Below are 12,308 nucleotides of genomic sequence, written 5' to 3'. Positions count from 1 at the left end.
CGTGGGGTTAGTTGAATGTTTGGCCGGCTTTGAGGTAGGGATCAACAGAAACGATCATCGACCCTCGGAAGGGCTCGTCAATGCCCTCGACCACGAAGAGGAGAAGGCTGATCATGGTGGCGACGGCGCATACGAGAATCATGAGAGCACGTCGGGTCCGGGTGGGGATCAGGCAGGACAGCAGAATGACGACCAGTGCGCCGAACAGGAGTGCGAACCACAGCGTCGTCGGAAGTGCGGCGGTGGTGTAGGTGTAGCGGAGTTGGCGCGCTTCGCTCCACTTTTCCAGCTCCGCCAGGGCGAGACTGTTGAGCTGCCCGTCCTTCGCTGACTCTGGATTGAACGTCAGCAACACGTCGTGGACGTTGTTCTCTGCCTTGAGCTCGCCATCCGCGCTGTGTCCTCGCTGGTAGGCGGGCCAGGCTTCGTCGACCATGAAGTCGACATGGGCGTGTAGCAGGCCCTGAAGTTGAGTTCGGGCGGGCTCGGGATGCTTGGACACCGTGCGGTAGAGGGCACTCAGGTCCGCCGCCTCGGTAGCGACCGCGAGGCCGGCCTGGGTGTAGGTCCCGTACGCGGAGAAGGCGGTCAGGGCGAGCAGGAGCGCGTAGAAGGTGCCGGTGATCATGATGGTGTGCGTGATGAGGTTCAGCCATTTCGGTTCGGCGCTGAACGTCCGCCTGGCTCGCCCGTGCAGCAGGAGCACACCCAGCACCGCGATTCCGACGAAGAACGTCAGGAAGGTGAGGAACAGTGCCCAGCCTGGTACCAGGTGGCTCCAGTCGCGCACGATGGCTGCTCCTCATCTGAAGGGTGTTCATGCCCAGATGAGAAGAGTGTGACAAGTTTGTCGACTCTGGTAGCGGGGTTTCGCGACTGGGTGACGGCGTTGTCAGGGGGAGGTGGTGGTGGAGCCGAGCTGTGTGCGGTGGTGCTTCCGGCCTACGGGGCCGTCGTCCCACCGCCGCTCGCGAGTAGCGCCGCCAGTTGGCTGAGGACGGCCTTCCGGGCCCGGTAGTAGACCCAGGTGCCCCGCCGCTCGGCGTCCACGAGTCCCGCTTCGCGCAGGGTCCGGAGGTGGTGCGAGATCGTTGGCCCGCTCAGGTCGAACGCGGGAGTCAGGTCGCACACGCACGCCTCGCCGTTCTCGGCCGAAGCGATCATTGACATAAGCTGGAGCCGCACCGGGTCCCCGAGCGCCTTGAACGCCGGAGCGAGTGCGGTGGCGACTTCCGCGGGAATGCGCTGCTGCGCCAGGGGCGGGCAGCAGGGAGTGTCGCTGCCCAGGACGGTGTGGGGGAGTGGTGTCCCTTGCTTCGGCATTCGTCTAGGTTGACACTTCTCGAATCAGCCTGCAAGTGAGTCAGCCTGCATGCGGGTCAGTCCGCCACGCGTTGGTTCGATAGACGTTAGCAAGGCGCCTACGGGATGATCCGTGGTCCGAGGCCTGATCCGGGCCGTCGGGCGGACCGGGTCGAGGGGTGCTGATGGAGGATGTCGCTGTCCGGCCCATGCGGCGCGATGACGCGGAGGCCATCCTGGCGATCTACCAGGCGGGCCTCGACTCCGGCGACGCCAGCTTCGAAACCATGGCCCCGGCCTGGAGGGAGTTTGATGCCGGCCGGCTGCCCGAGCACCGCTACGTCGCCAGCCTGGCCCTGCACGCCCGAATGGGTTTCCGGGTCGTTGGCACCCGGGAGCGGGTCGGCCGTCAGCGCGGCCGGTGGCGCGACGTGGTGCTGTTGGAACGCCGCAGCCCGGCCATCATCTGACGAGTCGAGGGAGCTATGGCCAGACACATCGTCCTGTTGCGGGGGATCAATGTCGGTAGGCACAACCGGATCGCGATGGCCGAGTTCAAAGCCCTGCTCACCGACCTCGGCTACACGGAGGTGCGGACCTTGCTCAACAGCGGGAACGCCGTGGTCACGACGCCGGACGCGGACTCGGCCGAAGTTGCGCGCAGGATCCAGAAGGGGATCAGCGACTCGTTCGGTCTGTCGATCGCCGTCATGGTGCGCAGTCGTGCCCTGGTTGAGGCGGTCATCGCGCGCAACCCCATGCCCGAGGAGGCGGAGCGTGCACCGAGCTATTTCCACGTGGGATTCTGTGACCCCGCGCCGCCGCAGGAACGCCTGGACTCGATCGACGCCACGACGCTCGGCGCGGATCGAATCATGGTCCGCGACGGTACGTGCTACCTGTGGTTCGCCGACGGGCCCCAGAACTCCCCCCTCGGCAAGGCGATCCGCGCCCACAAGCTCGGCGCGAACATGACGCTGCGCAGTTGGAACACGGTGCGGAAACTGGTCTCCCTCGCCGGCCCGGTCGGCGCCGCTCCCGATCCCGGTTAGCCGAGCTGCGCGACGGCGCCGAGGACCAGGTCGGCTCTGCCATCCAGCGGGCCGTTGAGCTCCAGCACCGGTGTGTCCGGCCAGGCGTCGAGCGGGTCGGCGTAGACGAGTTCCAGCAGTGCGTCGTTCATTCGTGCCCGGAGGCCGGGCCATTCCGTTCCGGGGAGCAGTCGTTCCGTCTCGGGTGTGATCACCGTGATGACCAGCAGGTCGAGGTGGGTGAAGGCGGCTCGGAGAGGCGCCTGACCCGCCTCCTCCGACGGGTCCGCACCGGTCGCCACCAGGTACGCCAGGTAGTCCAACGGGGTGCGGTCGAAGATCGTGGCGGACGGTGACGGCGGCGAGCAGAGACTTCGGGCCGATCGTGCCATCAGCATCCGGTGGTCCGCTGGCGATGGTGGGTACTGGAACTCGTACCCCTCCTCCTCGAGCAGGTAGTACGGCTCGTCCACCGCCACGTGGCCCGGCAATCGAGTGCACAGCGCCTCGACCAGTGTCGTCTTTCCGGTTCCGTGCGTCCCGGAGACCCCGATCCTCATCTCGTACGTGCTCCTCGGGTCTGGGCCGGCCGGTGGGCGAGGGATGAGACGGGCAGGTGTGGGGGGCGAGGGTCAGGGGTTCGGTGCGTCGGTGAACAGGTCGATCAGTTCGCCGATGCGGTGGTCGGCCTCGGCGGGGTGCCGGAACGGGCCGGTTGGGTTGACGGTGTACGCATTGCGCCGGCCAACCCGCTCTCGGTGCAGGTAGCCGGCGGCTTCCAGGTCGGCGACGATGGCCTGCGCGGCGCGTTCGGTGATGCCGACAGCGGTGGCGACATCGCGCAGTCGCGTCGTCGGCTCTCGGGCGATGGCCAGCAGTACATGCGCGTGATTGGTCAGGAAGGTCCACCCCTTCGCCCCGTCGGTCGCCCTGGGCTGGGCCGCCTGCGCCATGATCACTATCCCGTCGTTGTCCGGTGTGCTGCTCGCCAATATAGGCACCCGAAGACACGAATGCAGCATCGTGGCCACGGCTCGACGGAGTTGACATGGGAACTTCTTTTCGTGAATACTAGAGCGCAGTTCGGGGGAAAGGCAAGCTACCCATCCCGGTCACCCTTTGCGTGATCGTGGCGACCATCGCGGTCTCCATCGGGGTGGAGTCTGCACAGCACCCGCGCGAACACCAGCACGGCCGCCGAAGACCGGCCCGAGGCTGGTGCGTCGGCCGGCACCTGAGCCAGGGCACCCTCGTGGGGACGGACCATGCCGCGGTTGGGCCGTCGGTGCAGCGGGAAGCGCTGACGGCCCGCCGCTGTTAGGATGCGGACATCGAATCGGGCCGGTACCCAATGGGCCGGCATCGAGTGGGGCCGGCGTCTGATCGGGCCGGCATCGAATCGGGCTGACGCGGTAGTCGTCGGCTCGGACCAGGGAGCGCAGACGTGGTAGGTGACGACGACATCTCCGGGTGATCTCGGAGTGTCCAGCCAGTGAGCAGGTGCACATCTGTGGCACCGCCGCCCTGGCTGTCTCGTCGTCGTTAAACCTTCCCTGGGCAGCCCCGGCGTGCCCACCTCACCCCGCGAGGTCCTGTCGATGTCCGATGCTTCCGTCGTTTGCACCCGTCTCTCCTTCGCCTGGCCCGATGGCACCACCGTCTTCCAGGACCTGTCCTTTTCCGTCAGCGCCGGGCGTACCGGCCTGGTCGCGCCCAACGGGGCCGGCAAGACCACCCTGCTCCGGCTGATCGCCGGCGAACTCGACCCCACTGCCGGCCACGTCACGGTCAACGGCACCCTCGGCTATCTGGCGCAGAACCTGCCGCTGGCCGGTGACGTGACCGTCGCGGAGGTGCTCGGCGTCGCCACGACCGTCGCCGCCCTGCACGCCATCGAAGCTGGTGATGCTCGCGAGGAACACTTCGCCGCGGTCGGCGACGACTGGGATGTCGAGGAGCGCAGCCGCGCCGAGCTGGACCGGGTCGGGCTCGGCGAGCTCGCCCTCGACCGCCAGCTGGGCACGCTCAGCGGCGGCCAGATCGTCGCCCTCGGGCTGGCCGCCCAGCTGCTGCGTGGCCCCGACGTACTGCTGCTCGACGAGCCCAGCAACAACCTCGACATCGACGCCCGGCACCGCCTGTACGCCGTCCTGCGGGACTGGTCCGGGTCCTTGCTGGTGGTCAGCCACGACCGGGCACTGCTGGACCAGATGGAGCGGATTGCCGAGTTGAACACGGGTGAGGTCCGGTTCTTCGGGGGGAACTTCACCGCCTATCAGGAGGCGACGCAGGCCGCCCAGGAGGCCGCCCAACGGCAGGTCCGCTCCGCTGAACTTGAGGTCAGGCGGGAGAAGCGGGAGATGCAGCAGGCCCGTGAGCGGGCCGAGCGCCGCTCCAACAACGCCGCGCGCAACGTCAAGAACGCCGGACTGCCCAAAGTCATCGCCGGTGGCCTCAAGCGGCGTGCCCAGGAGTCGGCCGGCAAGGCCGACGAGACGCACGCCGCTCGGGTCGCCGACGCGCGCGCCCGCCTCGACGTGGCCAGTCGCGCGCTGCGCGACGACGCCAGCATCACCGTCGAACTACCCGACACGGCGGTGCCCGCCGGGCGTACCCTCGTCGCGGCGAAGGGGCTGCGGGTCCGCGGCCTCTTCGCCGGCGAGGGCGTCGACCTGACCATCCGGGGCCCGGAGCGGATCGGGCTCACCGGCCCGAACGGCGTCGGTAAGTCGACCCTGCTGCGTCTGCTGGACGGCTCCCTGCCCCCGGACGCGGGAACTCTACGGTGGGCAGACGGTCGGCTGGCCTACCTGTCGCAGCGCCTCGACCTACTCGACCCCGACATGACAGTGGCGGAGAACTTCGGCCGGTACGCGCCGGACCGACCGCAGTCGGAACGGATGAACCTGTTGGCCCGGTTCCTGTTCCGGGGAGCGCGGGCGCACCTGCCGATCGGGGTGCTCTCCGGTGGGGAACGGCTGCGCGCCACGCTCGCCTGCGTCCTGTACGCCGAGCCGGCTCCGCACCTGTTGTTGCTCGACGAGCCGACCAACAACCTTGACTTGGTCAGCATTCGACAGCTGGAGACCGCGCTACAGGCATACCGGGGGGCGTTCGTGGTGGTCAGCCACGACGAAGGGTTCCTCACCGAGATCGGGGTACGGCGGTGGTTGCGGATCGACGACGGGCAGCTACGGGAGTTCGCCGTCCCCGATGGCGAATGACACCGGTTGGCCGGGCGGCGCGGGGCAGCGTTCCCGGTGCGCGGTTGTGGGCGGGAGTGACCAGGTCAGGGGCGCAGCCCGGCGATGAGGAGCTCAACCAGGCGGCGCGCGTCGTAGCGGGGGTCCCGACCGGCGCCGATGCAGAGGTTGCCCACGCCGCGCATGAGTTCGTAGGCCGCCACGTCGGGCCGGACCTCCCCTGCGGCTGCCGCGGCGTCGAGTAGCCGGGTGCACACGGGGACGAGGCGGTCGAGGAAGTAGGCGTGCAGCGCCTCGAAGGCGGTGTCGTCGGACTGGAGCGCTTCGGCGAGGCCGTGCTTGGTGACCAGGAAGTCGACGAAGAGGTCGATCCACTGCGCGAGGGCGGCGGACGGGGTGTCGCTCGTCGCCAGCAGCGTCGGGCCGGCCTCGGCGGCGGCTTCGACCTGGTGCCGGTAGACGGCGATGACGAGGTCGGCGCGCGTCGGGAAGTGGCGGTAGATCGTGCCGACACCCACCCCGGCCCGGGCGGCGATCTCGCGTACCGGCACGTCCACGCCGGCGGCGAGGAAGGCGGCGGCCGCCGCGTCGAGCAGGCTCCGCTCGTTGCGTCGGGCATCGGCCCGCTTCCGCGTGGACGTCTGCGGCCCGTGGTCGGATGCGCTCACGATGCTGTTACCTCCATCACAATCAATGGTATACGGAGCCGAGTTCCGTATTGTTGCGGGGCATGCGGAACAGTGTTCCGCTTGCTTGTGTGTCGGACCGATCGCTCAGGTCCACGTATGCGCCTCACCCAGCACTTCAAGGAGCTTCATCCATGTTCAACAGCGACGTAGCGGCAGGAGCGCCCACCCCGATCGTCTCGGTCAGCCCGGTTACCCTGCCGGCCGCGGACCGTGGCGAGGACCTGCGGATCCGGATCTCGGCCCCCGTGGCTGGGCGCGAACTGCCAATCCTCATCTTCTCGCACGGCTTCGGCAAGTCGATGCAGGCATACGCCCCGCTGGTCGACTACTGGGCAGCGCATGGCTTTGTGGTGGCCCAGCCCACCCACCTCGACTCCCGCACGCTGAACATCGCGCCCGACGATCCCCGACACCCGGAGATCTGGCGCTTCCGCGTCGCCGACCTGAAGCGCACGCTCGACCACCTCGACCTCATCGAAGCCGCCGTTCCCGGTCTCGCCGGACGACTCGACCGTAGCCGGATCGCCGCGGTTGGACACTCCTGGGGTGGACAGACGGTGGGCATGCTGCTGGGCGCGCGGGTCCTCGGCGCTGATGGCCTTCCCGGCGAGAACATGTCCGACCCGCGAGTCACCGCCGGTGTGCTGCTCTCCACGACCGGCACCGGCGGGGCCGACCTGAGTCCCTTCGCGGCCGAGCACTTCCCCTTCATGAGCCCGAGCTTCGCGGAGATGACAACACCGGCGCTCGTGGTCGCGGGGGACAAGGACCAGTCGCCGCTCTCCGTGCGTGGGCCGGACTGGTTCACCGATCCGTACCACCTGAGCCCTGGCCCCAAGAGCCTGCTCACCCTGTACGGGGCGGAGCACTCCCTGGGTGGAATCGCCGGCTACACCGTCACGGAAACGACCGACGAAAGCCCCGAGCGGGTCGCCCTCGTCCAGCGGCTCACCGCGGCGTACCTACGCAGCACGCTCTATCCCGGCGACGAGACGTGGGCGACGGTACGTGCCGCGCTGCGCGGCGAGATCGATCGGTTGGGACAGATCTCGGTCAAGTGACCGGGACATCACCACGGTGATTCCCCACGCGGAACTGCGGTGAACGCGGGCGCGTTCACCGCGGTTCCGCGCTCCTATCGTCCACCGGTCGCAATATCAGCGAACTGGAGTGCGGACTTCCTCATCCGAGGCGCCACTGCTGATTGGCCCCACCGTGGCACTGGTAGGTCTGCAACCGAGCGCCGTCGGCGCTGCTTCCGTTCTTGACATCAAGGCACTTGTTCGCCTGGGGGTTGACGAGTTCTCCCGCGCCGGTGAGCACCCACTGCTGGGCCGGGTTGCCGCTGCAGTAGGCCAGTTGCACCACTGCGCCGTTCTGGATCGAACCCCAGGCCACGTCCATGCAGAGGCCGAACGCCCGGATCGTTCCGTCGCCCGGGAAGGTCCAGTCCTGGGCGTTGGTGCCGTTGCAGTGCCACAGGTTCAGGTACTGCCCGTCGGCCCCGTTGGCGCCCGGCACGTCCACGCACTTGTCGGCGAGCCCGATGATCCGGTGGGTTGATCCGCCACCAGACGTGGTCAGTGACAGTCCGTAGCGGGACAGGATCTCGTTGACCGGCTGGTAGACGGTGCTGCCACCGGTGGTGCAGTTGCCCGAGCCACCCGAGGTGACGCCCTGTGCCTGGGAGCCGGCGACGAAGGACCCGCCGGAGTCGCCGGGTTGGGCGCAGGCGGTGCTGCGGACCATCCCGTAGACGGGTCCGGCGGAGTAGTTGACGGTGACGTTCTTGGCGGTGATGGTGCCGCACTGCCAACCGGTGGTCCGGCCAGACCGACAGACCGCGGCACCGACCGCGGCTTCCTGCGAGCCGGTCACCGTGACCACATTGCCGTCGTAGGTGGACACCCAGGGCCGGGGGATCCAGTTGGCGTTGGTTTCGATCCAGCCGAGGTCGTCGCCGGGGAACGAGGAGCCCCGGATGATCCCCTGCGCGGCCCCGGAGCCGGTGGTGGGTTCGCCGACGTTGCCGCAGTGTCCGGCGGTGACGAACCCGCCAGCGACCGCGAAGCCAATCGAGCAGATGAGGCGGCTGTTGATGACGTACTGGTCGCCGCCGCGGATGTCGTAGAGCGGGCGGTAGGCCTCGGTGCCGGCCACCACCGAGACCGCGTCGTCGGGCAGCCCTGCCGCGCGGGCGAACGTGGTGGCCGCCGCGGCGCTGCTGGTCTCAATCGACACGGTGTTGCTGGGCAGAGCGATGTGCCAGGCATGTACCGCGGCGCCGGCGAGCGCCGCCCGCCGGTCCAGCTTGGTGGTGAGCCCGCGCAGCTCGGCGAGGCTGCGGGTGACGATCCGGGGCTTCGCCCCGGCGGCGCGAACCTTGTCGGCGAGCGTGGGGTCGGTCAACCCGACCACCGTGGTGCGTCCGTCGGCGGTGACCCAGGTCCCGGCGTACGCCTCGGCCAGCTCGGCCCGCATTAGCGGCTCGATCGACGTCGCGGTGACGTCAACGGCGAGTCGCGCGGCCAACTCCTCGGCGGTCAGGCCGAGGTCTCGGCGCAGTGCATCGAGTTGGCCGGCGGGGACCATCGCCGGTGCGGCGGTCGGCGTGGTGGGGTTCGTTGAGGTGGCGGACGCGCCCGCGGGTGGGATGACGGTCGGGCGGGCGGCGGCGGGGGTGGCGGTGACAACGAGACAGGTGCCGAGGGCGAGCCCCATCAACGCGCTCAGCTTGCGGCTCATTCGCGTGACCTCCTCCAGGGGGTGGTGGCGGTGGGATCACGAGAGCGCTCTCACGGTTAAGTTAACTTATTGTTTACATGTATGTCAATTCTATTTATTGCGCTGAGATTAACGATCTTAATTGTCGTTTATTTGATCTGAGTGGCGTCAGGAGTGGCTTCCACACCTCAACCAGATCGAATTCTGGGCCGTCCGGTGCCACCGATCACTCCGGCAGGCGAGACTTCTGCACTTTGCCCAGCGCGTTGCGGGGTAGGGCATCCACCCGCCGTACCTGCCGCGGGCGCTTGTGTACCGACAGCTGCCGGGCCACGAAGTCGATCAACTCCGACTCCGCTACGCCGTCGCTCACCACGTACGCCGTCACCTGCTGGCCGAGATCGGAGTCGGGGATGCCGACCACGGCGGCCTCCCGGACCCCTGGATGGGCCAGCAGTGCGTCCTCCACCTCGCCGGCCCCGATCCGATAGCCGCCACTCTTGATCAGGTCGGTGGCGGCCCGGCCGACGATCCGATGCCAGCCGTCCGGACCAATCGTGGCCACGTCGCCGGTGCGGAACCACCCGTCGGATGTGCGGCTGGCCGCATCGGCCTCCGGCCGGTGCAGGTACCCGTCGAAGAGAGTGGGGCCGCGCACCTGCAACTCGCCCATCGTCTCCCCACCGGCGGGCAACGGAGCACCGTCGTCGTCAACCAGGCGGGTACGCACCCCGGGTAGCGGCAGCCCCACCGCGTCCGGCCGGTGCGGACCGTCGGCGTGGGCGCTGACCGTGATCAACGTCTCGGTCATGCCGTACCGTTGCACGACGCGGCGGCCGGTCAGCGTGGCGAGACCGGTGCCGACGGCCGTGGGTAGGGCGGCGCTGCCCGAAACCAGCAGCCGGGCCGAGCGCAGAGCCCGGGCGGCCGCCGGCGCCGCGGCGATCCGGGACCAGATGGTCGGCACCCCGAAGTAGAGCGAGCCGGCCGCGCCCGCGTACCGCTCCGGGGTGGGTCGCCCCACGTGGTGCAGTCGGCTGCCCAGCCGCAGTGGGCCCAGCGCACCGAGGACCAGGCCGTGCACGTGGAACAGGGGCAGGCCGTGCACCAGCAGATCGTCCGGGGTCCAGCCCCAGGCGTCGGCGAGCCCATCCAGGCAGGCGGCAATGGCCCGGCGGGAGAGCACCACCCCCTTCGGCGCCCCGGTGGTGCCGCTGGTGTAGAGGATCAGCGCGGTGTCGGCGGGGTCGGGCTCCGGGCGGCTGCTGTCCGCCCGGCGGGTGAGGTCGACCGGGATGAGGGGTCGGTCGGGGTAATCCCCCCGACGTTGCCCGGGTGTTGGCACCAGTACCGCCTCGGCGCCCGAGTCGCGCAGGATGTGGTCCCGTTCCCGCGGCCCGGCGTCCGGCGGCACCGGTACGACCGCCGTGCCCGCCAGCAGTGCCCCGGCCACACCGACCACCGTCGCCAGATCTGTGCTGGCCTCAACGGCCACCCGGTCCAGGCCGTGCAGGTCGTCGGCGACGGCCGCGGCGAGCCGCCGCAGCTCAACCCAGGACACGCCCCGGTCGTTGATCTGGACCGCGCCCGGCCGCTCGTCAACGGACTCGGACAACCAGCTGAGTAGCCGCACCGGCCCACCCCTCCGCGCGTCGGATCCTCCGACCGTAGCCCGCCGGCCTGTCCCGGCTTCCCGGCCCCCGCCCCGAACGGGCCGGGCCGGGTCGTCCCGACTTCCGGCCCCGGCCGGTGGTGGTGTCCCGAGGCGGATTCGCCTCCGGGTTTTGACGATGTTTGACGTTGTAACATTGTCAAGCGTGACAACCGCGAACATCGGGCCGACCGGGCAGGCCATCGACACCACCCGGCATCGGGCGCTCGGCACCGTCAGCCGGGCGTCAATCCTGGAACTGACCCGCGCTGCGGAAGGCGGCCTCACCATCGCCGAGATCAGCGCGCGGACCGGCCTGCACCCCTCCACCGCCCGCAGCCACCTCGACCGGCTCGTCAACGCCGGTCTGCTGGTCAAGGCCCGCGCCAGCGGGGGCCAGCCGGGACGGCCGGCCTGGCGCTACCGGACGGTGCCCGAGGAGGCCCCCGCGCCGGCGCCGTACCGCGCCCTCACCGCGGCCCTGCTCGATCACCTGTCTCGGCAGAGCCGGGGCGACGCCCGGGCCGAGGCCGCCCGCGCCGGCCACGACTGGGGGCGGCATCTCGCGGCGGCGACACCCCCAGGGGAGAAACCGGTCGACACCGCGATAGCGGTGCTGCGCGGCCTGGGTTTCGACCCGGACCTGAAGCAGACGGTGGACGGGCACACCGAGATCCACCTGCACACCTGTCCCTTCCTCGAGCTGGTGAGTCAGAATCCGGACGCCATCTGCGGGCTGCACGTCGGCGTCGTCCGGGGCGCGCTGGAGCAGGCGGGCGCCCCGGCGAGCGACGCCGTGCTGGAGCCGTTCGGCGCGCCCACCGCCTGCGTGGTGCGGCTCTCGCTCCCGACTGACGCCACCCAGCCGGTATGAGCACCCAGTCGCCGGCGGCGCCCGGGACCACCGGCTCCGCCACCGCCCGCCGGCCCGTGAACCGCCAGCGGCTGCTCCGCCGCTATCTGCCGCCGCAGCACGGTGCCTGGGCGATGCTGCTCCTGCCGTACCTGGTCGGGGTCGCCGTGGTCGGACCGGGCTGGCCGCAGCTGCCGCTGCTCGGCGCCTGGTTGGCCGGCTACCTGCTCTCCTACTACGTCTTTCAGGCCATCAAGAGCCGTCGACCGCGTCGCTATCTCGCCCAGATCCGGCTCTACGCCCTGGTCGCGGCGCCGTTGGCGCTGACGGTGGTGGTCATCCGGCCGGCTGTGCTCTGGTACGCCCCGGCCTTCGCGGCGCTGCTGGCGGTCAACGCCGGGTACGCCTGGCGCCGGCGCGAGCGGGCCCTGCTCAACGACCTCGCCTCAGTGCTGCAGAGCTGCCTGCTGATCTTTGTCGTGGCCACGGTCGCGGGGGTGTCGCCGGAGCGGGTTGTCCCGGCCTTCGTGGTGCTGTTGCTCTACCTGACCGGCACCGTCTGCTACGTCAAGACCATGATCCGGGAGCGCGGCAGCACTTCCTACCGGCGCCTGTCCATCGGCTTCCACCTGGTGGCGCTCGTCGTGGCGACCCTGCTCGACGTGGGGCTCGCCCCGATCTTTTTGGTGTTGTTGGTCCGGGCGTGGCTACTGCCCGGCCGGGCGCTGCGTCCCGCCCCGGTTGGCATGATCGAGATCGCCTGCTCGGTCCTGGTGTTCGGCACGCTGGTGTTGGTCTCCTGACGAGTTGACCCCACGGCCGCGCGGCCGTGGGGTCAACCCGTCCGGGTCCCAC

The 12,308-nt window shown here is 69.6% G+C and carries 13 protein-coding genes and 1 pseudogene; 7 read left to right on the top strand and 7 right to left on the bottom strand.

Going from position 1 to position 12,308, the window contains the following annotated elements; all coding sequences use genetic code 11:
* Positions 1-7 precede the first annotated feature (7 nt).
* Together SALPAC4_RS0100390 and SALPAC4_RS0100385 are read right to left on the bottom strand one after the other, a co-directional pair.
* Positions 8-790, bottom strand: a complete 783-nt coding sequence (locus SALPAC4_RS0100390) for a bestrophin-like domain (RefSeq protein WP_019868671.1) — start codon at positions 788-790, stop codon at positions 8-10.
* A gap of 152 nt (positions 791-942) precedes the next feature.
* Positions 943-1,323 (bottom strand): ArsR/SmtB family transcription factor, encoded by a 381-nt coding sequence (locus SALPAC4_RS0100385; protein WP_019868670.1) that lies wholly within the window; start codon positions 1,321-1,323, stop codon positions 943-945.
* A gap of 164 nt (positions 1,324-1,487) precedes the next feature.
* Here SALPAC4_RS0100385 and SALPAC4_RS0100380 point away from each other — a divergent pair, with 164 nt between their 5' ends.
* Together SALPAC4_RS0100380 and SALPAC4_RS0100375 are read left to right on the top strand one after the other, a co-directional pair.
* Positions 1,488-1,772, top strand: coding sequence for a GNAT family N-acetyltransferase (locus SALPAC4_RS0100380; RefSeq protein ID WP_027644669.1), 285 nt, complete (start codon positions 1,488-1,490; stop codon positions 1,770-1,772).
* 15 nt (positions 1,773-1,787) lie between these two features.
* The gene (locus SALPAC4_RS0100375) at positions 1,788-2,354 is read left to right on the top strand and encodes a DUF1697 domain-containing protein (protein ID WP_019868668.1); all 567 of its coding nucleotides are present in this window, start codon (positions 1,788-1,790) and stop codon (positions 2,352-2,354) included.
* Here SALPAC4_RS0100375 and SALPAC4_RS0100370 read toward each other — a convergent pair.
* Both SALPAC4_RS0100370 and SALPAC4_RS0100365 read right to left on the bottom strand, forming a co-directional pair.
* Entirely contained in the window at positions 2,351-2,893 is a 543-nt protein-coding gene (locus SALPAC4_RS0100370) for an AAA family ATPase (RefSeq protein WP_019868667.1), read from the bottom strand. The two genes, SALPAC4_RS0100375 and SALPAC4_RS0100370, sit on opposite strands and share 4 nt — an antisense overlap.
* 72 nt (positions 2,894-2,965) lie before the next feature.
* Positions 2,966-3,295: a helix-turn-helix transcriptional regulator gene (locus SALPAC4_RS0100365; protein WP_027644670.1), complete on the bottom strand. Its 330-nt coding sequence runs from the start codon at positions 3,293-3,295 to the stop codon at positions 2,966-2,968.
* 131 nt (positions 3,296-3,426) lie between these two features.
* Here SALPAC4_RS0100365 and SALPAC4_RS28870 point away from each other — a divergent pair.
* Positions 3,427-3,571, top strand: a pseudogene (locus SALPAC4_RS28870) (tellurium resistance protein TerC); the annotation flags it as partial.
* A 360-nt stretch (positions 3,572-3,931) separates the two neighbouring features.
* Positions 3,932-5,557 carry an ABC-F family ATP-binding cassette domain-containing protein gene (locus SALPAC4_RS0100360; RefSeq protein ID WP_027644671.1) on the top strand — a complete coding sequence of 542 codons (1,626 nt, stop codon included), beginning with the start codon at positions 3,932-3,934 and terminating at the stop codon, positions 5,555-5,557.
* A 65-nt stretch (positions 5,558-5,622) separates the two neighbouring features.
* On the opposite strand, the gene SALPAC4_RS0100355 is transcribed toward SALPAC4_RS0100360, so the two are convergent.
* Positions 5,623-6,204 (bottom strand): TetR/AcrR family transcriptional regulator, encoded by a 582-nt coding sequence (locus tag SALPAC4_RS0100355; protein ID WP_018741308.1) that lies wholly within the window; start codon positions 6,202-6,204, stop codon positions 5,623-5,625.
* Positions 6,205-6,356: 152 nt separating this feature from the next.
* Between SALPAC4_RS0100355 and SALPAC4_RS0100350 the strand changes: the two genes are divergently transcribed.
* The gene (locus tag SALPAC4_RS0100350) at positions 6,357-7,286 is read left to right on the top strand and encodes an alpha/beta hydrolase family protein (protein WP_019868664.1); all 930 of its coding nucleotides are present in this window, start codon (positions 6,357-6,359) and stop codon (positions 7,284-7,286) included.
* A 121-nt stretch (positions 7,287-7,407) separates the two neighbouring features.
* Here SALPAC4_RS0100350 and SALPAC4_RS0100345 read toward each other — a convergent pair whose 3' ends face one another.
* Positions 7,408-8,970 (bottom strand): ricin-type beta-trefoil lectin domain protein, encoded by a 1,563-nt coding sequence (locus tag SALPAC4_RS0100345; protein WP_019868663.1) that lies wholly within the window; start codon positions 8,968-8,970, stop codon positions 7,408-7,410.
* 205 nt (positions 8,971-9,175) lie between these two features.
* Positions 9,176-10,582, bottom strand: a complete 1,407-nt coding sequence (locus SALPAC4_RS0100340) for an acyl-CoA synthetase (protein WP_019868662.1) — start codon at positions 10,580-10,582, stop codon at positions 9,176-9,178.
* A gap of 157 nt (positions 10,583-10,739) precedes the next feature.
* Between SALPAC4_RS0100340 and SALPAC4_RS0100335 the strand changes: the two genes are divergently transcribed.
* Positions 10,740-11,474, top strand: a complete 735-nt coding sequence (locus tag SALPAC4_RS0100335; protein ID WP_050564964.1) for a helix-turn-helix transcriptional regulator — start codon at positions 10,740-10,742, stop codon at positions 11,472-11,474.
* Positions 11,471-12,256 (top strand): YwiC-like family protein, encoded by a 786-nt coding sequence (locus SALPAC4_RS0100330; protein WP_019868660.1) that lies wholly within the window; start codon positions 11,471-11,473, stop codon positions 12,254-12,256. Before SALPAC4_RS0100335 ends, SALPAC4_RS0100330 begins: the two co-directional genes overlap by 4 nt.
* The last annotated feature ends 52 nt before the right edge of the window (positions 12,257-12,308 follow it).

The sequence above is a fragment of the Salinispora oceanensis genome, assembly GCF_000383575.1.
In the GTDB taxonomy this organism is placed as follows: Bacteria; Actinomycetota; Actinomycetes; order Mycobacteriales; family Micromonosporaceae; genus Micromonospora; species Micromonospora oceanensis.
Note: the sequence above shows the minus strand (reverse complement) of the source record. Positions and strands in the feature narration are given on the sequence as shown.